This window comes from unidentified bacterial endosymbiont (assembly GCF_918797525.1).
GTDB lineage: Bacteria > Pseudomonadota > Gammaproteobacteria > Enterobacterales > Enterobacteriaceae > Enterobacter.
In genome coordinates this window covers 600275-620926 of sequence record NZ_OU963893.1, presented here as the reverse complement: position 1 = coordinate 620926, position 20652 = coordinate 600275, and the positions used below count along the sequence as shown (strand labels likewise).

19 protein-coding genes are annotated in these 20652 nt (G+C 55.6%); 6 read left to right on the top strand and 13 right to left on the bottom strand.

What is annotated here, in order from left to right:
• Positions 1-17 precede the first annotated feature (17 nt).
• From nirB to NL510_RS02805, 4 genes are all read left to right on the top strand, one after another.
• A complete protein-coding gene (gene nirB / locus NL510_RS02820) occupies positions 18-2561 on the top strand; it encodes a nitrite reductase large subunit NirB (protein ID WP_253381444.1) in 2544 nt (847 codons plus the stop codon).
• The gene (gene nirD, locus NL510_RS02815; protein WP_253381441.1) at positions 2558-2884 is read left to right on the top strand and encodes a nitrite reductase small subunit NirD; all 327 of its coding nucleotides are present in this window, start codon (positions 2558-2560) and stop codon (positions 2882-2884) included. The genes nirB and nirD overlap by 4 nt, the downstream gene beginning before the upstream one ends.
• A gap of 134 nt (positions 2885-3018) precedes the next feature.
• Positions 3019-4392: a siroheme synthase CysG gene (gene cysG, locus NL510_RS02810; RefSeq protein WP_253381440.1), complete on the top strand. Its 1374-nt coding sequence runs from the start codon at positions 3019-3021 to the stop codon at positions 4390-4392.
• 142 nt (positions 4393-4534) lie between these two features.
• Entirely contained in the window at positions 4535-4705 is a 171-nt protein-coding gene (locus NL510_RS02805; protein ID WP_253381438.1) for a YhfL family protein, read from the top strand.
• 58 nt (positions 4706-4763) lie between these two features.
• On the opposite strand, the gene trpS is transcribed toward NL510_RS02805, so the two are convergent.
• The 12 genes from trpS to NL510_RS02745 all read right to left on the bottom strand — a co-directional run bounded on the left by trpS (position 4764) and on the right by NL510_RS02745 (position 14705).
• Complete coding sequence (gene trpS, locus NL510_RS02800) at positions 4764-5768, bottom strand: tryptophan--tRNA ligase (protein ID WP_253381436.1); 1005 nt, start codon at positions 5766-5768, stop codon at positions 4764-4766.
• Positions 5761-6522, bottom strand: coding sequence for a phosphoglycolate phosphatase (gph, locus tag NL510_RS02795; protein WP_253381434.1), 762 nt, complete (start codon positions 6520-6522; stop codon positions 5761-5763). Before gph ends, trpS begins: the two co-directional genes overlap by 8 nt.
• Positions 6515-7192, bottom strand: coding sequence for a ribulose-phosphate 3-epimerase (rpe, locus tag NL510_RS02790; protein ID WP_253381432.1), 678 nt, complete (start codon positions 7190-7192; stop codon positions 6515-6517). The genes gph and rpe overlap by 8 nt, the downstream gene beginning before the upstream one ends.
• Before the next feature lie 41 nt (positions 7193-7233).
• On the bottom strand, positions 7234-8046 hold the full coding sequence (gene dam, locus NL510_RS02785; protein WP_253381430.1) for an adenine-specific DNA-methyltransferase: 813 nt from the start codon (positions 8044-8046) through the stop codon (positions 7234-7236).
• Between the two features lie 67 nt (positions 8047-8113).
• Positions 8114-9379 (bottom strand): cell division protein DamX, encoded by a 1266-nt coding sequence (gene damX / locus NL510_RS02780; RefSeq protein ID WP_253381428.1) that lies wholly within the window; start codon positions 9377-9379, stop codon positions 8114-8116.
• Between the two features lie 92 nt (positions 9380-9471).
• A complete protein-coding gene (gene aroB / locus NL510_RS02775) occupies positions 9472-10560 on the bottom strand; it encodes a 3-dehydroquinate synthase (protein WP_253381426.1) in 1089 nt (362 codons plus the stop codon).
• Positions 10561-10617: 57 nt separating this feature from the next.
• A complete protein-coding gene (gene aroK, locus NL510_RS02770) occupies positions 10618-11139 on the bottom strand; it encodes a shikimate kinase AroK (RefSeq protein ID WP_064327732.1) in 522 nt (173 codons plus the stop codon).
• A gap of 289 nt (positions 11140-11428) precedes the next feature.
• Positions 11429-12667, bottom strand: coding sequence for a DNA uptake porin HofQ (gene hofQ, locus NL510_RS02765; RefSeq protein WP_253381424.1), 1239 nt, complete (start codon positions 12665-12667; stop codon positions 11429-11431).
• Positions 12579-12983, bottom strand: a complete 405-nt coding sequence (locus NL510_RS02760) for a HofP DNA utilization family protein (RefSeq protein ID WP_253381422.1) — start codon at positions 12981-12983, stop codon at positions 12579-12581. Before NL510_RS02760 ends, hofQ begins: the two co-directional genes overlap by 89 nt.
• Positions 12973-13434 carry a HofO family protein gene (locus NL510_RS02755; protein WP_253381420.1) on the bottom strand — a complete coding sequence of 154 codons (462 nt, stop codon included), beginning with the start codon at positions 13432-13434 and terminating at the stop codon, positions 12973-12975. Before NL510_RS02755 ends, NL510_RS02760 begins: the two co-directional genes overlap by 11 nt.
• A 3-nt stretch (positions 13435-13437) precedes the next feature.
• Positions 13438-13932, bottom strand: coding sequence for a PilN domain-containing protein (locus tag NL510_RS02750; RefSeq protein ID WP_253381418.1), 495 nt, complete (start codon positions 13930-13932; stop codon positions 13438-13440).
• Positions 13929-14705 (bottom strand): type IV pilus biogenesis protein PilM, encoded by a 777-nt coding sequence (locus tag NL510_RS02745; RefSeq protein ID WP_253381416.1) that lies wholly within the window; start codon positions 14703-14705, stop codon positions 13929-13931. The genes NL510_RS02750 and NL510_RS02745 overlap by 4 nt, the downstream gene beginning before the upstream one ends.
• A 120-nt stretch (positions 14706-14825) precedes the next feature.
• Here NL510_RS02745 and mrcA point away from each other — a divergent pair, with 120 nt between their 5' ends.
• On the top strand, positions 14826-17378 hold the full coding sequence (gene mrcA, locus NL510_RS02740) for a peptidoglycan glycosyltransferase/peptidoglycan DD-transpeptidase MrcA (protein ID WP_253381414.1): 2553 nt from the start codon (positions 14826-14828) through the stop codon (positions 17376-17378).
• A 76-nt stretch (positions 17379-17454) separates the two neighbouring features.
• Here mrcA and nudE read toward each other — a convergent pair whose 3' ends face one another.
• Complete coding sequence (nudE, locus tag NL510_RS02735; protein ID WP_253381412.1) at positions 17455-18015, bottom strand: ADP compounds hydrolase NudE; 561 nt, start codon at positions 18013-18015, stop codon at positions 17455-17457.
• A gap of 447 nt (positions 18016-18462) precedes the next feature.
• Here nudE and NL510_RS02730 point away from each other — a divergent pair, with 447 nt between their 5' ends.
• Entirely contained in the window at positions 18463-20601 is a 2139-nt protein-coding gene (locus NL510_RS02730) for an intracellular growth attenuator family protein (protein WP_253381410.1), read from the top strand.
• Positions 20602-20652 lie beyond the last annotated feature (51 nt).

The following is a 20652-nucleotide window of genomic DNA, read 5'->3' as shown; positions in this document are numbered from 1 at the left end:
AAGAAATCGAGGCAAAAATGAGCAAAGTCAGACTCGCTATCATCGGTAACGGCATGGTCGGACATCGCTTTATTGAGGATCTTCTCGATAAGGCCGATGCCGCCCATTTCGATATTACCGTGTTCTGTGAAGAACCCCGCATGGCGTACGACCGTGTGCACTTGTCTTCCTACTTCTCCCATCATACCGCCGAAGAGCTTTCTCTGGTGCGTGAAGGATTCTACGAGAAGCATGGCGTAAACGTGCTGGTGGGCGAACGGGCTATCACTATCAACCGTCAGGAAAAAGTGATCCACTCCAGCGCCGGACGGACGGTTTTTTACGACAAACTGATTATGGCGACTGGCTCTTATCCGTGGATCCCGCCAATTAAAGGCTCGGAAACGCAGGATTGCTTCGTTTACCGCACGATTGAAGACCTGAAGGCCATCGAAAACTGTGCCCGACGCAGTAAGCGCGGCGCGGTGGTGGGCGGCGGCCTGCTGGGTCTGGAAGCGGCCGGGGCGCTGAAAAACCTCGGCGTTGAAACCCATGTCATCGAATTTGCCCCGATGCTGATGGCCGAACAGCTGGACCACATGGGTGGCGATCAGCTGCGGCGTAAAATCGAAAGCATGGGGGTGAAAGTTCACACCCGCAAAAACACCAAAGAGATCGTTCAGGAAGGTACCGAAGCGCGTAAAACCATGCGCTTTGCCGACGGCAGCGAGCTGGAAGTGGACTTTATCGTCTTCTCTACCGGCATTCGTCCGCGCGACAAAATAGCGACCCAATGCGGTCTGGCCGTTGCGCAGCGTGGCGGAATCATGATTAACGACGCCTGCCAGACGTCAGACCCGGATATCTATGCCATCGGCGAATGCGCCAGCTGGAATAACCGCGTGTATGGTCTGGTCGCGCCAGGCTACAAAATGGCCCAGGTCGCCGTTGACCATATCCTCGGTCGCGAAAACGCCTTCACTGACGCAGACATGAGCGCCAGGCTGAAGCTGCTGGGCGTGGACGTGGGCGGAATCGGCGATGCGCATGGCCGCACCCCGAACTCACGCAGCTATGTCTATCTCGACGAAAACAAAGAAGTCTATAAGCGCCTGATCGTAAGCCAGGATAATAAAACCCTGCTCGGGGCGGTTCTGGTGGGTGACACCAGCGACTACGGCAACCTGCTGCAACTGGTGCTGAACGCCATTGAACTGCCGGAAAACCCGGACGCGCTGATCCTCCCCGCTCACGCCTCCAGCGGCAAGCCGTCCATTGGCGTGGATAAGTTGCCGGAGAGCGCGCAGATTTGCTCCTGCTTCGATGTCACCAAAGGCATGCTCATTTCTGCCATCAATAAAGGTTGCCACACCGTGGCGGCCCTGAAAGCCGAAACCAAAGCCGGTACCGGCTGCGGGGGCTGTATTCCACTGGTCACTCAGGTGCTAAACGCCGAGCTGGCGAAGCAGGGCATTGAAGTGAACAACAACCTGTGCGAGCACTTCTCTTACTCCCGCCAGGAGTTGTACCACTTGCTCCGCGTGGAAGGCATAAAATCTTTCGACGAACTGCTGGCGAAACACGGCCAGGGTTACGGCTGCGAAGTGTGTAAACCGACCGTCGGCTCCCTGCTGGCCTCCTGCTGGAATGACTACGTTCTTAAGCCAGAACATACGCCGCTGCAGGACACCAACGATAACTTCCTGGCGAACATCCAGAAAGACGGAACCTACTCGGTTATCCCGCGCTCTGCCGGTGGTGAAATCACCCCCGAAGGGCTGGTCGCGGTGGGCCGTATCGCCCGTGAATACAATCTGTATACCAAAATCACCGGTTCCCAGCGCATTGGCCTGTTTGGTGCGCAGAAAGACGACCTGCCAGACATCTGGCGTCAACTGATTGAAGCGGGCTTTGAAACCGGCCATGCGTATGCCAAAGCGTTGCGTATGGCGAAAACCTGCGTGGGCAGCACCTGGTGCCGCTATGGCGTAGGCGATAGCGTGGGCTTCGGCGTTGAGCTGGAAAACCGCTATAAGGGCATCCGCACCCCGCACAAAATGAAGTTCGGCGTTTCTGGCTGTACCCGTGAATGTGCGGAAGCGCAGGGGAAAGACGTGGGGATTATTGCGACCGAGAAAGGCTGGAACCTGTACGTGTGCGGTAATGGCGGGATGAAACCACGCCATGCAGACCTGCTGGCGGCGGATCTTGATCGCGAAACCCTGCTGAACTACCTCGACCGCTTTATGATGTTCTACATCCGTACCGCCGATAAGCTGACCCGTACGGCCTCGTGGCTCGATAACCTGGAAGGGGGTATCGACTACCTGAAGTCGGTCATCATTGACGACACGCTGGGCCTGAACCAACAGCTCGAGGCCGAGATGGCACGCCTGCGCGAGGCGGTGATTTGCGAGTGGACCGAAACCGTGAACACCCCGGCCGCACAGACGCGCTTCAAGCACTTTATCAACAGCACCCAGCGCGATCCGAACGTTCAGATGGTGACAGAGCGCGAACAGCATCGTCCAGCGACGCCTTACGAACGTATTCCAGTGACGCTGGTGGAGGAAAACGTATGAGCCAGTGGGTCACTATCTGCGACATTCACGACATTCTGCCTGCAACCGGCGTCTGCGCTCTGCTGGGCGCCGGGCAGGTTGCCATTTTCCGTCCTCATGATGACGAACAGGTCTTTGCCATCAGTAACATCGATCCGTTCTTTGAGGCCAGCGTACTCTCCCGCGGCTTAATTGCGGAGCATCAGGGCGAACTGTGGGTCGCCAGCCCGCTGAAAAAACAGCGCTTTCGCTTAAGCGACGGGCACTGCATGGAAGATGAGAGCCACTCTGTGAAGCATTACGACGTCCGCGTGAAGGACGGTAAGGTGCAGTTGAAAGGCTAACCCTCCGCCTTTCCTATAGGAAAGGCTTATGACCCCTTATGGGTAATGGCAGGAAAAACCGTATGTTCTGTGCGATCCCTGCTGTTATCCTGACGTCAATTCTTAGCCCTCCACCAATGCTGTGAGGTAATGTCGTGGATCACCTGCCGATTTTTTGTCAATTACGCAACCGCGACTGCCTGCTGGTGGGCGGTGGCGATGTGGCTGAACGTAAAGCACGCCTGCTTCTGGAGGCGGGAGCCCGCCTCACCGTCAATGCCCTCGCCTTCGCCCCGCAGTTTGAGGTCTGGGCCCAGGAAGAGATGCTCACGCTGGTACAGGGGGCATTTACCGAATCGCTGCTGGATACCTGCTGGCTCACCATCGCCGCCACCGATGACGATGCGGTAAACCAGCGCGTCAGTGATGCCTGCGAGACACGGCGTATTTTCTGCAACGTGGTGGATGCGCCGAAAGAGGCCAGCTTTATCATGCCGTCGATTATCGACCGTTCACCGCTGATGATTGCGGTATCGTCCGGGGGTCGCTCGCCCGTTCTGGCTCGTCTGCTGCGTGAAAAACTGGAAGCCGTTCTGCCCCAGCATCTTGGTCAGATTGCCCACTATGCAGGCCAACTGCGCTCTCGAGTGAAAAAAACCTTCGCCACCGTCGGCGAGCGCCGTCGCTTCTGGGAGAAATTTTTCGTGAACGACAGGCTGGCGCAATCGCTGGCGAATCAGGATAGCAAAGCGGTTGAAGAGATGACCGAGCAGTTGCTCACCGAACCGCTGGAAAACCGTGGCGAAGTGGTGCTGGTAGGCGCGGGGCCTGGCGATGCGGGATTACTGACGCTAAAAGGGCTGCAGCAGATCCAGCAGGCGGATATCGTGGTGTATGACCGTCTGGTCTCCGATGACATCATGAACCTCGTGCGCCGCGACGCAGACCGCGTCTTTGTAGGCAAACGCGCGGGCTACCACTGCGTACCGCAGGAAGAGATTAACCAAATCCTGCTGCATGAAGCGCAAAAAGGGAAACGCGTGGTGCGCCTGAAGGGCGGGGATCCGTTTATCTTTGGTCGCGGCGGTGAAGAGCTGGAAACCCTGTGCAATGCGGGTATTCCGTTCTCTGTGGTGCCGGGTATTACCGCGGCGTCCGGCTGTTCCGCTTATTCTGGCATTCCATTGACCCATCGCGATTACGCCCAAAGCGTGCGTCTGGTGACGGGCCACCTGAAGACCGGCAGCGAACTGGACTGGCACAACCTCGCCGCCGAAAAGCAGACGCTGGTGTTCTATATGGGGCTTAACCAGGCCGCGACAATCCAGGCGAAACTGCTGGAGCACGGCATGGATGAGGATATGTCCGTCGCGCTGGTGGAGAACGGTACGTCCATTAAGCAGCGCGTGGTGAGCGGGGTCCTGACGCAGTTAGGCGAACTGGCGCAGCAGGTCGACAGCCCGACGCTGATCGTTGTAGGTCGCGTGGTTGAACTGCGTGAAAAACTGAACTGGTTCTCCAGCTACTAACGCATAACCGCCCTCCCGGGAGGAGTCTGTAACCGGACTACTCCCCTCTTACCGCCATCGTTAACCTACTGCCCTGAAATGGAATTTTTCCATTTATTCTCGCGTATTACATCCCAATTTCGTTTTATGACAAGGATAGCGTATGTTCAAACTGGCAAAAGCCGCCGTTCTGGTAGGCCTGTTATCGACTCTGACGGCCTGCACCGGTCACGTTCAAAATACCAAAAATAACTGCAGCTATGATTACCTGCTGCATCCGGCGATCTCCATTTCGAAGATCATCGGTGGTTGCGGAGCAGCAGCAGAGCAGTGAGCGTTTTTCAGGTGTAAAAAAACCGGGGTTCCCCGGTTTTTTGTTGTAGGGAAGTGCATTATGGCTTTGCAACAAACCCAATTGCTTCGTACACCGCTTTCAGGGTTTCAGAGGCGCGTGCGCTGGCTTTTTCCGCCCCCTCTTTCATGACCTTCTGCAGGAAAGCTTCGTCGTTGCGATAGCGGTTGTAGCGCGCCTGAAGCTCGGTCAGCATACCGGAAACGGCTTCCGCCACTTCGCCTTTCAGGTGGCCGTACATCTTGCCTTCGAAGTGCTGCTCCAGCTCAGAGATGCTCTGGCCGGTCACGCCAGCGAGGATATCCAGCAGGTTGGAAACGCCCGCTTTGTTTTGCACATCGTAGCGTACAACAGGCGGCTCATCGGAATCGGTCACCGCACGCTTAAGCTTTTTGACCACCGATTTCGGATCTTCCAGCAGGCCGATAACGTTGTTGCGGTTATCGTCAGACTTGGACATCTTTTTAGTTGGCTCAAGCAGCGACATCACGCGTGCGCCAGATTTCGGAATAAACGGCTCTGGCACTTTAAACACCTCGCCATAGATCGCGTTAAAGCGCTGGGCGATATCGCGGCTCAGCTCCAGGTGCTGCTTCTGGTCTTCACCCACAGGAACCTGATTAGTCTGGTACAGCAGGATGTCTGCCGCCATCAATACCGGATAGTCAAACAGACCGGCGTTGATGTTTTCAGAATAGCGGGCTGATTTATCCTTGAACTGGGTCATACGGCTCAGTTCACCAAAATAGGTATAGCAGTTCAGCGCCCAGCCCAGCTGTGCATGCTCCGGCACATGAGACTGTACAAAGATAGTGCTTTTCTCAGGATCGATACCGCAGGCCAGATACAGCGCCAGCGTATCCAGAGTGGCTTTACGCAACTTCTCAGGATCCTGACGCGCGGTGATGGCATGGAGATCCACAATGCAATAGATGCAATGGTAGTCATCCTGCATGCTGACCCACTGACGCAACGCACCCATGTAGTTACCAATGGTCAATTCACCTGACGGCTGTGCGCCACTAAAAACGATGGGCTTAGTCATTTTTCAATTCCTGATATTCACTGTGCGAAAGCCCGAGTGCGGGCAACAAATCGTTGAAGTGGTCGAACACAACGTCCGGCTCACTGAGCGTAATGGCTTCACCGTAGTTGTAGCCATAGGTTAATCCAACGCATGGACAACCCGCCGCTTTAGCAGCCAGAATATCATTGCGTGAATCACCCACAAAGAGCAGCTCCGCAGGAGATAAGGATAATTTTCCTGCCACCAGCAGAAGCGGTTCCGGATGCGGTTTTTTGTTTTTCACGTCATCGCCGCCAACAATCACGGAGAAATACTTCGCGATACCCAGCGTTTCAAGCAGCGGCGCGACAAATGGCGTCGGCTTATTGGTCACCAGCCCCAGCGGAATGCCTTTAGCATGAAGCACGCTCAGCGTTTGTGCGACGTCCGGGAACAGGAAACTGCCCTCTTCCACCGTCTCTGCATAGTAACGATCAAACAGTTTACGCAAAACGCGCTGCTGCTCTTCCTGCGGGATATCGGCGTGATCGACGCTCGGTTTACCCTGCGCGGAACGTTGTGACGCACGTTCCTGACGAGCCCAGGCCAGGGCGCGTTCCATCAGAACATCGGCGCCGTTACCAATCCACGTCACAACGCGTTCTTCACACGCAACGGGGAGTTCAAGGGCATACAGGGCCTGGTCGACGGCGCTGCTTAAGCCCGGCGCGCTGTCGACCAGCGTGCCATCGAGGTCAAATGCTACCCCCCGGATTGCCTGAAATTTATCCATGACTTACCTTTGCCAGTTCACTGCGCATCTCATCAATAACTGTTTTGTAGTCTGGTTGATTGAAGATGGCTGAGCCTGCAACGAACATATCCGCGCCCGCTGCGGCAATTTCACCAATGTTACTCACCTTCACACCGCCGTCCACTTCGAGACGAATGTCGTAGCCAGATTCATCAATACGGCGGCGTACTTCCCGCAGTTTATCGAGCGTCTGAGGGATGAATGCCTGACCGCCAAAGCCCGGGTTAACGGACATTAGCAAAATGACGTCAAGCTTATCCATCACGTAGTCGAGATAGCTCAGCGATGTTGCCGGGTTGAAGACCAGACCCGCTTTACAGCCATTCTCTTTGATAAGCTGCAGCGTGCGGTCAACGTGTTCGGAGGCTTCCGGATGGAAGGTAATGATGCTCGCGCCGGCGGCGGCAAAATCCGGCACGAGGCGATCGACCGGCTTCACCATCAGATGGACGTCAATCGGTGCGCTAATTCCGTAATCACGCAGTGCCTTAAGCACCATCGGCCCGATGGTCAGGTTGGGCACGTAGTGGTTATCCATAACGTCGAAATGGACGACATCTCCGCCAGCCGCCAGCACGCTGGCGGTATCCTCACCGAGGCGAGCAAAATCGGCCGACAGAATTGAGGGAGCAATCAAAAACTGTTTCATCCGCATCTCCTTGAAATGTGTGTACCGGCGGGCAAAACGGCTCAGGGGCGATAAAGAGCCAGGAGTTCGTCCACCTTTTTACGTGTGCCGCCGTTGCTGCTAATGCTACGCCGCACTTTGACCTGAAAATGCTTCGCGGCTTTGTACCATTCGCGCGTATCAGGGGTATCGTGATTCGAAATTAACACCGGAATTCTTTTACTGACCAGTTTTTCTGCCATTTCAGCCAGACGGGCCTGCTCGGCCGGTGTGAAGCTGTTGGTATGATAAGCGGTAAAATTCGCCGTCGCTGAAAGCGGCGCGTAAGGCGGATCGCAGTAGACTACCGACGTGGCGTCTGCCTGCTCCATGCACTCTTCATAGGAGAGGCAATGGAACTCGGCATTCTGCGCTTTTTGCGCGAAGTGATGCAGCTCGGCCAGCGGAAAATACGGGCGCTTATAGCGGCCAAAGGGGACGTTAAACTCTCCCCGCAGATTATACCGGCACAGGCCGTTGTAGCCATGACGGTTCAGATAGAGGAACAACAGCGCGCGGCGGAACGGATCCTTGCTCTGATTAAACTCAGCGCGGAACTGGTAGTAAGCATCCGGTTGGTTATTTTCAGGCGTAAACAGCTTACGCGCCTCATCAACGTACTCGTCGGTACGCAGCTTGACGATGTTATAAAGGCTAATAAGGTCGCTGTTGATATCCGCCAGAATATAACGAGAAAAATCGGTATTCAGGAATACCGAACCCGCCCCCACAAAGGGCTCGATTAGACACTCGCCTTTCGGCAGGTGCTTTTTAATATCATCAAGCAGGGGGTATTTCCCCCCTGCCCATTTCAGAAAAGCGCGATTTTTTTTCATGCTGACTAACTGATTACACCTTCTCCGGCTGTGGAGAAAGCTCCGACAGCATCCTGCGCTTTAAACATTACTTCAGATCGGCCTGAACCTGATGAATCGGCTTCGCCCACGGGTTCTTCGCCTGAACGTCGGCGGGCAGTGTTGCAACGGCACGTTTCGCTTCATCTTTAGAAGCATAAACACCGCTCACCAGCACATACCATGGTTGTCCGTTACGCGTCGTCTGATACACCACATAGTTTTTCAGGTTCGATTTCTTCGCCCAACCGTTAAGGTTGTCATAGTTAGACGAACTGCTCAGCTGCAGCGTGTAGTTGCTGGACGGCGCAGATTTCAGAGAACCGACGTTACCCGCCGTTTTCCCTGCTGCTGCACTGGACGCACTCGCCGCTGGGGCGGCTGTCGCTGCCGGGGCCGTAGTGGTCGCCGTGGCTCTCGGCGCAGTCTGGGTCGCTGGCGTTTCGGTACGTTTCGGTTGCGTCGCCGCCTTCCCTTCAGGCGCTTTTACCACTGCCTGAGGTTTGGTTTCACGCTTAGGCTCAATCACCGCCTGCTTACGTTCCGGACGCTGCGTCGTTTGCGTCTGGCGTGGTTTGGTTTCGGTTGCTGTAGCCTGCGGTTGCGCGCTACCGCCACGAATCGGAGCGACAGTGGCAGGTTCTGTTGGCAGCGTGGAGTTAACCACGACGTTATTTACCTGCTCCTGGTTCTGCGGCTGGGTCAGCACATTATTCAGGTCGCCCTGAACCTCTATACGCTGCTGGCCCTCTGGCGTTACAGGTAGCTGGCTTTGAGCCGGGTTGGCAGAGACTGGTGGCAGAGAGACATCCTGAGGCGTCGTTGGGTTGCCGACGGTCTGCTCAGCGGAGGTCGTACCCGGCGCAGGCTGTGCGCCATTCGCCTGATCGGCCGCATCGGTACCAGAAAGGTTGATGCTCTTCCCGGCAGAAGGGTTTTGCTCGGTGGAATTCGTTGACGGTGCTTTCAGCGCGGAACCAATGCCGACAATCAGCAGCACCAGTACCAGCACGCCCAGCCCCATCATGATGTACTGGCGGGAGGCCGGTTTCGCCGCTACGGCTTTTTTACGTTTACGCGGGCGACGCTCTACAGGCTCTTCGTCTATTGAATCGTCTCCGGACTCATAATCCTCTTCTTCTCGCTCATCACGCGCGTTGCGGCTGCGTGCAGGGCGACGATCGTCTGCCTCCAGTTCAACATCATCGAAGTTGATCTGCGGCTCGTTATCACGTTCTGAAGATTGACGAGAACGACCAGTACGACGATCGCCGGAATCGGGTTTCAGCTCGTCTTCTGGTTTGAATTCATCCATTTAACACCCCACTCAAAGGCTTATGCTAACGACTTTGCATTTCGCCTGAAGCTAAACGACCACGGGTTACAGTGGCCTGACCTTTCTAATTGTTACGCCCGCTGACAGTCAGCGATAGCGCCAAGAACGACATCGTGCGGCACTCCGCCGCGCACTTCACTTTTCCCTATTGCAAGCGGGAGCACAAGACGCATCTCGCCTGCTAATACTTTTTTATCACGCATCATGTGGGGTAAATAGGCGTTTGCCGACATCTCCTGCGGCCCTGCTACCGGCAGGCCAGCACGCTCAAGCAAGGCAGTGATGCGCGTTGTCTCTTCAGAGGTGAACTGTCCCAGCCGTTCAGACGCACGCGCTGCCATAACCATTCCGGCAGCCACCGCTTCGCCATGTAGCCAGTTGCCGTAGCCCATCTCGGCTTCGATGGCGTGACCAAACGTATGCCCCAGATTGAGTAAAGCACGTAAGCCGCTTTCACGCTCGTCTGCGGCGACAACTTCCGCTTTCAGCTCACAGCAACGGCGAATGCAGTACGCCAGCGCAGGGCCGTCAAGACGTAGCAGCGCATCAATATTCTCTTCCAGCCAGTGAAAAAACTCGCCATCAAGAATGATGCCGTATTTGATCACCTCAGCAAGGCCTGAAGCTAGCTCACGTTTTGGCAAGGTGTTGAGACAGTCGAGATCCACTACCACCGATGCTGGCTGGTAGAACGCGCCAATCATGTTTTTCCCAAGGGGATGATTGACGGCCGTTTTTCCGCCAACAGAAGAGTCGACCTGCGACAGCAACGTGGTGGGAATTTGGATAAAACGTACGCCACGTTGATAGCTTGCTGCAGCAAACCCCGTAAGATCGCCCACCACACCGCCGCCAAGGGCAAGCAGTGTTGTATCGCGACCATGCGGTTTTTGGAGTAATGCGGTAAAGACGGTATCCAGTACCGTCAGGCTTTTATACTGCTCGCCATCGGGCAGAATCACACTGTCGACTTTTACGCCCATCTGCTCAAGCAGAAGACGAACACGGTCGAGATAAAGCGGAGCCAGCGTCTCATTGGTGACCAGCATAGCCTGATCACCCGCTTTCAGTGGTAAGAAGGAAGCTGGGTCGTTAAACAAACCAGCCGCGATGGTGATAGGGTAACTACGTTCCCCGAGAGTAACTGTAATCCTCTCCATGACGCGACATCCACCTTAAATGCTTTTACCCGCAGGCGAGTGTATATAAAGCCAGAATCAGTTGCTTTCCAGCATATGAATAATCTGGTTTGCAACCACTTTTGCGCTCTGATCGTCGGTACGAATGGTCACATCAGCAATCTCTTCGTACAGAGGATTGCGTTCACCGGCCAGGGCTTCCAGGACTTCGCGAGGCGGCGTTTCAACCTGCAGCAGCGGGCGCTTTTTATCGCGCTGCGTGCGTGCGAGCTGTTTTTCAATGGTCGTCTCAAGATAGACCACTACGCCACGGGCGGAGAGACGGTTGCGGGTTTCGCGAGATTTCACAGAGCCGCCGCCAGTTGCCAGCACAATGCCCTGTTTTTCCGTGAGTTCGTTGATCACTTTTTCTTCTCGATCACGGAAACCGTCCTCGCCTTCAACGTCGAAGACCCAGCCCACATCAGCTCCGGTTCGTTTCTCAATCTCTTGATCAGAATCGTAGAATTCCATATTGAGTTGTTGAGCTAACTGACGCCCAATAGTGCTTTTGCCGGCACCCATAGGCCCAACCAGAAAGATATTGCGTTTCTCTGCCATTTTTTCGGTACTACTAAGACTATTCGTTAATGGTAATCCCCGCTTCGCAGACACCAGCGTAGCAGGACATGAACTGAAACCTCATATGCAATTGAGCGAGAGTCAGACTAAAAATTATCTCAATACTACGGCTTGTTTGGCAACTGATTAAATCACCATTCCAGACGCGTAAGGTTATAAGACGTTCGTCAGCCCAACTCAAATCGGTACTCCTTGTATGCTAATTCATGCCTCACGTCAAACATCTGCAACAAACTGAAGGAAAAATCGTAGCAGGGATCGTTAACCTTTAATGAATACCGACCAGACGCGGCGTAATAAACACCACCAGTTCACGCCGTTCGTTATCTTTTCCGTCATGGCGAAAAAGTTGCCCAATCCAGGGGATTCTCCCCAGCCCCGGCACGCTGTCGCTGCCGGTTTTGTTCTTTTGCGAGAAGATCCCGCCCAACGCCAGCGTTTCTCCACTTTTGACCTCCACCTGGGTTTCTATCTCTTGTTTATCGATAGCCAGGGTTTCGCCGTCGGCCTGCTGGAGCACCTGTCCGGGCATATTCTCGCTAATGTGTAATTTCAGACGCACGCGGCCGCCCGGCAAAACAACCGGGGTCACCTCCATCCCCAGTACTGCCTCTTTAAATTCAACAGACGTCGCGCCGCTCTCACCGCTGGAGACCTGGTAGGGGATTTCACTGCCCTGCTTGATGCTGGCTGGCTGCATATGCGAGGCCAACAGGCGGGGGCTGGCAATGATGTCTACCTGCTGCTTTTGCTCCAGCGCCGAGAGCTCAAGGTCCAGCAGCCTGCCGTTGATGCGCCCAATGTTAAAACCCACATGCGTGGTGGTGTTAGCAACGGACAGGTCGGCACCGAGCGTGGTGACCTGTCCAATATTACCCGCCTGTGTGGCTTCGGCGAGGTTCCATTTCACGCCCAGCTCGCGCAGGCTTTTTTCAGTGATAGTCACAATATGTGCCGCCAGTTCAACCTGTTCAACCGGAATATCCATTTGCGCGGCCCAGCGCTGAAGTGTATTCAACGCCGTCTGGTTATCGCGCACCAACAGGCGGTTGGTCCGTTTATCGACAGACAAACTGCCCTTTGGGCTCAGCTGCTTTTCCGCTGCTTTTTGCAACTCTCCGGCATCGGCATAAGCGAAGGAAATGGCGTGAGAGATGAGCGGCGCGTCAAGCTGTCGCCGGGCCTGCTCTTGCTCCTGACGTTCCCGCTGTTCACGTTGCCAGGCTGCGGTATGGACATAAAAAATGCCTTTATCTTCGCGCAGAATAAGTCCGGCACTGGTGATAACCGTCTGTAGCGCCTGCCGCCACGGGACACGCGTCAGGTTGAGCGACAGCGAGCCGCTCACATCCGGCGACACCACCAGATTACGGTTCTCCTGCGCCACCAGCGCCTGTAACACCTGAACCACCGGGACATCATCCACCACCAGCGTGACCGGCTTCGGCGCGGCGGCCCACAGCGGGGGGCTGAGTAGCGCCAGCACCAGTATTATCCTTACGCCCATTTTTCTTCGCTCCTTCTTGTTGCCACGTCCATTGTTGCGGTTCACAGGTTTCACCCACATCAACCACCAGCTCCGTTTCATTTATCGCCATGACCCGCCAGCCCACCGCCAGCCGATCCTCTTGTTTCAGGCGATGCCAGCGTTTTTGACCATCCTGCACAATCCCCACCTTTCCGGCTCCCTCCACCATGCCGCGATAGCGCCATTGCGACAGAGCCTCAATGGCGCAGGGGTCAGCAGGGGGATGAAACGGATCGCGCATCCCGGTCATTAACAGCGCTGAGCAAACCAGCAGGGATCGCACGCTATTGCGCATGGTCTTGCTCCAGTTGAACGCGCAGGCGTAACTTCGCGCCCTGGGGTGTAAGGGAGAACGCCATCACCCGCGCATTCCGTTGTGCTAATCGGGAAAAAACAGCCGGGACCGCCTGCCAGTCAGCATCCAGCGTTAGCTCTCCTCCGCTTGAAAGCGGTTTCCACTGAACCAGCCGGGCATCGCTGGACTGAAAATCCAGCGGGGAAAAAGGTTGCACCGCCAGCCGGACGGGGGTAATAGCCGGGGGTAAAACCTTACTGGCGGCAGGCCATAACGATGCATTGAACCTTTCGGTGCGGGTCAGTTGCAGTTGCAGTGCAGTACGCTGCTTTTGTACCGGTCTTAGCAACGTTGTCCATAACATCATGCTCAGCATGACAACACCGAGGCACCAACCGAGCACGCGCCACCCAAGGCGGCTTTCGCACCAGCGCTCAAACAGGGTATCCACGCGTCACTCCTGCTGCAGAAGCTGAAAAGTGAACGCCCAGCGCCCCGGGCTTAGCTGCTGAAGTTCACCGGTAAGCCCGGGCGTGAACCCCGTCACGCCCCTGAGGGCATCACGAAAGGTTGAAAGAGCAGAAAGCGCCGTGGCATACCCAATAACCATCAGCGAAGGGGGCTGATAGCGCAGCTCAGTTAGCCAGGCCTGAGCCGGAATCGTTGCTGATAGCGATTCCAGTACCGGTTGCCATGCCTGCAGTGAAGCCGTATGCGTGGGTATCGGCGCTTGCGCTCCCTGTTTCTGGCGGGCAACCAGCACCTTCTGCACGGTTTGCGCGCCCGCCTGCTGTGTTTGCCGGGCGCGCAGCTCTAGCGCATTGTCCATCCTCAGTAACCCCAACACCGTCAGCAGCAATAACAGCGCCGCACCAGACAGTACTCCCCAAAAACGCAGGCAGCGCAGGCGCCGTTGCTTTCGCCATGGGATGAAATTTGTCATGCTCATTCAGGCACCTCGCTCATGGCCAGCGCCAGCGCGACGGTATAATCAGCCCCGCATTCAGGCAGCGGCGGCTGACAGCGGTCCACTATTTCCCACGGATTTCGCTGCCGATCGAACAGGGCTATGTCATCCGGCGTAAGGGCCAGCAGAGCCGCCAGCTCATTGACGGTTTCCGCTTCGGTGGTAAAACGTCTCCCCCACTGGTGTCGCATGGCCCACAGCCACTGGTGCTCATCACGCCAGGCAACGCATTGCGCAGGCGCTACCGCGGGAAGGAGATTGGTCAACGCCCCGGCATCCGGCGTAATCGTCGCCAGCCGCAACCGCAGCGTTTTCGCCAGCGTTAAAAGCGCGTCCACCTCTTTGTTTTGCGCGGCGGTGACATGAAATGTGTTGCTAAAGGTGTCCTGCGCGTAATCGAAGCACAGGGCATCCGCGGGCATCTCCAGTTCACGAGAGAGCGCCGCGCCTAGCCATGTGAGTTGCTCGCTGTCGCGCAGCGCGAGTGCGGGGCGAGGGAGGGTTCTTTGCAGGGTGCGCGCCGCAGGAAAAGAGAGAAACACCCGGTGGTGGTGCGGCAATCTCCTTCGCCAGTCGCCTAAGGCATCAACCAGGCGTTCTGGCTGACAAATTTTCTCGTCACGGATAATGCCTTCCGCCAGGGGAACAGCCCACCAACGGCATAAGCGCCAGCTCTTTTTTTCCCGCGCCAGTGAAACGATCAGAACCTTATCTTGTTGAATATGAACACCTGTTTGCCATGTTTTGAAAGCCATGCTTCACGATCTCCTTATCGCCCGTCAGAGTGACGGCTATATCAATGATTCAGGCTTGCCTTTATACTACCGCGCGATTGTTTAGAAACTGCCCAAGTGAAACCAAATGGGAAATCTCCGGTGAAGTTCGTAAAGTATTTATTAATCCTTGCAGTCTGTTGCATTCTGCTGGGAGCAGGCTCGATTTATGGTTTGTACAAATATATCGAGCCACAGCTACCCGATGTCGCCACGCTTCGTGATGTGCGGCTCCAGATCCCTATGCAGGTCTATAGCGCCGATGGCGAATTAATGGCGCAATATGGCGAAAAGCGCCGTATCCCATTGACCTTAGAACACGTTCCGCCCGTTATGGTGAAAGCTTTTATCGCCACCGAGGACAGCCGTTTTTACGAGCACCACGGTGTCGACCCGGTGGGGATTTTCCGTGCTGCAAGCGTAGCGCTGTTCTCGGGCCACGCCTCTCAGGGAGCAAGTACCATTACCCAGCAGTTGGCGCGTAACTTCTTCCTCAGCCCTGAGAAGACGTTGACGCGTAAGATCAAAGAGGTATTCCTCGCGATCCGCATTGAGCAGTTACTGAGTAAAGATGAAATCCTGGAGCTGTATCTCAACAAGATCTATCTGGGCTACCGCGCCTATGGCGTAGGCGCTGCCGCACAGGTGTACTTCGGTAAGCCTGTCGAACAGTTGACGCTGAGCGAAATGGCGACCATTGCCGGTCTGCCTAAAGCGCCATCCACGTTTAACCCGCTCTTCTCGCTCGATCGCGCCACAGCACGCCGTAATGTTGTTTTGTCCCGTATGCTGAGCGAAGGCTATATCAGCCAGAGCGAGTTCGATAGGGCGCGTAGCGATGTCATCGACGCGAATTACCATGCGCCTGAAATCGCCTTCTCTGCACCGTATCTCACGGAAATGGTCCGCCAGGATATGGTGGGTCGTTACGGTGAAAACGCCTATGAAGATGGTTATCGCGTTTACACTACCGTCACTCGTAAGGTGCAGCAGGCGGCACAAGAGGCGGTACGTAATAACGTGATGGACTACGATATGCGTCACGGCTACCGCGGCCCGTCAAACGTGCTGTGGAAAGTGGGTGAAAGCGCATGGGACAGCCAAAAAATCATCCGCTCGCTGAAATCGTTGCCAACCTATGGTCCCATGCGGCCAGCGGCAGTAACCCAGGCCGATCCTCAGCAAGCCGTAGTGATAATGGCAGATGGAACCTCGGTATCCCTGGGCATGGACGGAATGCGCTGGGCGCGTCCGTATCGTTCAGACACCCTGCAAGGGCCAACGCCGCGTAAAGTGACCGACGTCGTGCAGACCGGACAACAAATCTGGGTGCGTAAGGTGGATGATGCCTGGTGGCTGGCGCAAGTCCCCGACGTTAACTCCGCGCTGGTGTCTATCAACCCACAAAACGGCGCGGTGATGGCGCTGGTGGGGGGGTTTGATTTCAACCAGAGCAAGTTTAACCGCGCGACTCAGGCGCTGCGACAGGTCGGCTCGAATATTAAACCGTTCCTGTACACCGCCGCGATGGATAAAGGGTTGACCCTTGCCAGCATACTCAATGACGTGCCTATCTCTCGCTGGGATGCGGGGGCGGGTTCTGACTGGCAGCCGAAGAACTCTCCGGCACAGTACGCAGGTCCAATCCGTCTTCGTCAGGGTCTGGGGCAGTCTAAAAACGTGGTGATGGTGCGTGCAATGCGTGCGATGGGCGTCGACTATGCGGCAGAGTATCTGCAGCGCTTCGGCTTCCCGGCGCAGAATATCGTACACACCGAATCGCTGGCGTTAGGCTCCGCCTCCTTTACGCCGCTTCAGGTGGCGCGAGGATACTCGGTGATGGCCAACGGCGGGTTCCTGATTGACCCGCACTACATCAGTAAAATCGAAAACGACCAGGGCGGTGTTCTGTTCGAAGCAAACCCGAAAATTGCCTGCCCCGAGTGCGATATTCCGGTGATTTACGGCGATACGCAAAAATCTAACGTGCTTGAAAACAGGGATATGGAAGACGTTGCCCTTTCCGCAGAGCAGAAAAACATCGTCGCGCCTCAGCCTCAGCTGGAACAGGCTAACCAGGCCCTGGTGGCGCAGAGCGGCGCCCAGGAGTACGCTCCGCATGTGATCAACACGCCGCTGGCATTCCTGATTAAGAGCGCGCTGAACAGCAATATCTTTGGTGAACCGGGGTGGCAAGGTACCGGCTGGCGAGCAGGGCGTGATTTGCAGCGTCGTGACATCGGCGGTAAAACCGGGACAACCAACAGTTCGAAAGATGCGTGGTTCTCCGGTTACGGCCCGGGTGTGGTGACGTCAGTCTGGATCGGCTTTGACGATCACCGTCGTAATTTGGGCCGTACAACCGCCTCTGGCGCTATCAAAGATCAGATTTCCGGTTACGAAGGCGGCGCGAAGAGCGCACAGCCCGCGTGGGATGCTTACATGAAATCGGTTCTTGACGGTGTCCCTGAGCAGCCACTGACGCCGCCGCCGGGCATTGTTACGGTCAATATCGACCGTAGCACCGGGCAGCTCGCCAGCGGGGGTAACAGCCGTGAAGAGTATTTCATTGAAGGCACGCAGCCAACCACGCAGGCGGTGCATGAAGTGGGTACAGAAATTATTGATAACGGCGAGACGCACGAGCTGTTCTAACGATAAAAATGCCCGGTGAAAATCGGGCATAATCACGGGCCGGGTAAGGCGAAGCCGCCACCCGGCTTTTTTATCGCTACAACCTTCCCTGCCCTTTCAACCACTCCCGCACCAGGAACAGGGCGCTCACGTTACGCGCCTCGTTAAAGTCCGGGTCTTCCAGTAAATCCATCAGATGCGCCAGCGGCCAGCGCACCTGCGGCAGGGGTTCAGGCTCATCCCCTTCCAGCGATTCAGGATAGAGATCTTCGGCCACCACAATATTCATTTTGCTGGAAAAATAGGACGGGGCCATGCTCAGTTTTTTCAGGAACGACAGCTCCTTTGCGCCAAACCCGACCTCTTCTTTTAGCTCGCGGTTTGCCGCCTCAAAGACCGTTTCACCCGGGTCGATAAGCCCCTTTGAAAAACCAAGTTCGTAAGACTCGATACCCACCGCATATTCACGGATCAAAATCAGATGGTCGTCGACAATGGGAACAATCATCACCGCCTCGCGTGAAGAGGGGCGCATACGTTCATAAACGCGACGCACACCGTTGCTGAACTCCAGGTCCACACTTTCGACATTAAACAGACGCGATGTCGCGACGGTTTCAACCTTCAGAATGGTGGGTTTTTGTAATGGTTTGCTCATCTTGATGGGTCTTTGCTGGGGGAACTGGCTTCATTGTGCGATATGCCGCACGGTTTCGGCAATGTCAATCGTTATGCATTTACATTTATGCAACTTATCAGGATTCAGTACTCAATTCAAAAGAAAAGTCAAGAGGTTGAAAAGTTTCCAGGAATTTGCTGATATCGCGCCACGACAGGCTTTGTTATCATCATCGGTTACTGGGATGCGCTTCAAAATGCTCAAGTTCGACTCCATATTTGCCGATAGCCAATCACAGACTCTCATTCATGTTAAAGGTGCTACTGATTTTACCCTGGATAGTCGAGTTGCATGAACGCGGCGACGCAGCGATTCCCCGGGAGCGTTTACCCTACGCGACCAGGTGTGGGCGAAGACGCCAACGCACAGGCAACCTGAATAATAACGGGTATACACCTGTAAGAAGATAAGTAAGATGGGGAAAGCATGAGCACCATTTTGATTGTTCTCGCTGTTGCACTGGCTGGCGTGCTGGTTGCATGGTGGGTATACAGGCGTCGCCTGCATCGGCGATATCGGCTGCCCTTTTTAAATGCCTTTGCGGGTGCGACTACGCGTAAGCTGACGCCCGAAGAGCGCACGACCGTTGAACACTATCTTGAAACTCTCAACCGTTCCCAGCTAACGCCAGGGCCAACGGGTGCCAGCGCTGCCCCGGTGTCGCTCAATCTGAACGCGCAAAGCGACACCGTACTTTGCGTGACGCGCTCTATCACCCGCTATGGCATCACCACCAATGACCCCAACAAATGGCGTTACTATCTCGACTCTGCGGAAGTGCATCTTCCGCCGTTCTGGGAACAGTACATCAACGACGAAAATAGCGTTGAGTTGATCCATACCGACGCATTACCGTTGGTTATCTCGCTCAATGGCCATACCCTGGATGAGTATGTACAGGAAGCGCCACGCTTCGCACTGGAACGCGCCAGCGCCGCTCAGGCCTCTATTCGCGGTGAAGAGACAGAACAGATTGAACTGCTCAACATTCGCCAGGAGACGCATGAAGAGTATGCCCTGAGCCGCCCGGACGGCATCCGTGAAGCGGTACTGATCGTCGCCGCCTTCCTGCTCTTTTTCTTCTGCCTGCTGACGCCGGAAGTATTTGTTCCCTGGCTGGCGGGGGGGGCGGTACTGCTGCTGGCAGCCGGTCTGTGGGGGCTGTTCGCGCCTCCGGCGAAAACGTCGCTACGTGAAATTCATTGCCTGCGTGGAACGCCAAAACGCTGGGGTTTGTTCGGCGAGAACGATCAGGAACATATCAACAATATCTCGCTCGGCATTATCGATCTCATCTATCCGCGTCACTGGCAGCCGTGGATCACCCAGGATTTAGGGCATAAAACCGATATTGATATCTACCTTGACCGCCACGTTGTGCGTCAGGGGCGTTATTTATCCCTGCACGACGAAGTGAAAAATTTTCCCCTGCAGCACTGGCTGCGCAGTACGGTTATTGCCGGCGGCGCAGCGCTGGTGTTTGCCGTGCTGCTGCTTTTTGTGCCGCTGGACATGCCCATAAAATTTACCCTCTCGTGGATAAAAGGGGCGCAAACCATAGAAGCTACCAGCGTCAGGCAGTTGGATGAGGCCGGTGTGCGCGTCGGCGATACGTTACGCCTGAAAGGCAGCGGAATGTGTAATATCCATACTCCGGGAGCCTGGAACACGCGCCAGAACTCCCCGTTCACGCCGTTCGACTGCTCGCAAATCATCTGGAATGATGCTCCGCCGCTGCCGTTACCGGAATCTGAGGTCGTGACGAAAGCAACAGCCTTGACTCAGACGGTTAACCGCCAGCTACATCCGAAAACAGAGGATGATTCACGCGTCAGCCCAGCCCTGCGCTCGGCTATTCAGAAATCGGGCATGGTATTGCTGGATGACTTTGGTGAAATCGTTCTGAAAACAGAGGATCTGTGTTCTGTCCAGGATGAATGCATACGCCTTAAAAATGCGCTGGTGAATCTCGGGAACAGCAAAGACTGGGACGCGCTGGTGAAACGTGCCGAAGCAGGACGACTGGACGGCGTTAACGTATTGCTGCGTCCGGTCAGTGCCGAATCGCTGGATAACCTGGTTGCCACGTCTACCGCCCCCTTTGTGATGCGTGAAACGACGCGCGCGGCGCAGGCGCTCAATAGCCCCGCGCCAGGCGGTTTTGTGATTGTCAGCGATGAGGGAAGCGATCTGGTCGATCAGCCTTATCCGCAGGTTGCGCTGTATGACTACCCGCCTCAGGAGCAATGGGGGGCGTTCCAGCGTCTGGCGCAGATGCTGATGCAGACGCCGTTCAGTGCTGAAGGGATCGTCACCAGTATCTTTACCGACGCCAACGGTACGCGCCATATCGGCCTGCACCGGATGCCCGATAGCGCAGGCTTATGGCGCTATATCGGGACGTCGCTGCTGCTGATTACGATGGTGGTGTGTGTTTTCTGGAACGGGTTTATGGCGCTGCGCCGCTACCAGCGTTCGCGCACGCGTCTGGCCGATATCCAGCAGTATTATGAAAATAGCCTCAACCCTGCACTGCTCCCCTCCTCTGAGAGCCTGATCGGATAACGCCACTGCGCGACAAGTTGTGCTAACCTGTCGCGCACGTTTCTTCTGGCT

Bases quoted from the DNA above. Each gene is read 5' to 3' on its own strand.
- NL510_RS02745 (WP_253381416.1), bottom strand. From the start codon at position 14,705: ATGGCTTTCAAAACATGGCAAACAGGTGTTCATATTCAACAAGATAAG.
- aroK (WP_064327732.1), bottom strand. From the start codon at position 11,139: ATGGCAGAGAAACGCAATATCTTTCTGGTTGGGCCTATGGGTGCCGGC.
- NL510_RS02750 (WP_253381418.1), bottom strand. From the start codon at position 13,932: ATGAGCATGACAAATTTCATCCCATGGCGAAAGCAACGGCGCCTGCGC.
- trpS (WP_253381436.1), bottom strand. From the start codon at position 5,768: ATGACTAAGCCCATCGTTTTTAGTGGCGCACAGCCGTCAGGTGAATTG.
- damX (WP_253381428.1), bottom strand. From the start codon at position 9,379: ATGGATGAATTCAAACCAGAAGACGAGCTGAAACCCGATTCCGGCGAT.
- gph (WP_253381434.1), bottom strand. From the start codon at position 6,522: ATGGATAAATTTCAGGCAATCCGGGGGGTAGCATTTGACCTCGATGGC.
- NL510_RS02805 (WP_253381438.1), top strand. From the start codon at position 4,535: ATGTTCAAACTGGCAAAAGCCGCCGTTCTGGTAGGCCTGTTATCGACT.
- hofQ (WP_253381424.1), bottom strand. From the start codon at position 12,667: ATGGGCGTAAGGATAATACTGGTGCTGGCGCTACTCAGCCCCCCGCTG.
- nirB (WP_253381444.1), top strand. From the start codon at position 18: ATGAGCAAAGTCAGACTCGCTATCATCGGTAACGGCATGGTCGGACAT.
- nudE (WP_253381412.1), bottom strand. From the start codon at position 18,015: ATGAGCAAACCATTACAAAAACCCACCATTCTGAAGGTTGAAACCGTC.
- NL510_RS02760 (WP_253381422.1), bottom strand. From the start codon at position 12,983: ATGCGCAATAGCGTGCGATCCCTGCTGGTTTGCTCAGCGCTGTTAATG.
- rpe (WP_253381432.1), bottom strand. From the start codon at position 7,192: ATGAAACAGTTTTTGATTGCTCCCTCAATTCTGTCGGCCGATTTTGCT.
- aroB (WP_253381426.1), bottom strand. From the start codon at position 10,560: ATGGAGAGGATTACAGTTACTCTCGGGGAACGTAGTTACCCTATCACC.
- NL510_RS02730 (WP_253381410.1), top strand. From the start codon at position 18,463: ATGAGCACCATTTTGATTGTTCTCGCTGTTGCACTGGCTGGCGTGCTG.
- nirD (WP_253381441.1), top strand. From the start codon at position 2,558: ATGAGCCAGTGGGTCACTATCTGCGACATTCACGACATTCTGCCTGCA.
- dam (WP_253381430.1), bottom strand. From the start codon at position 8,046: ATGAAAAAAAATCGCGCTTTTCTGAAATGGGCAGGGGGGAAATACCCC.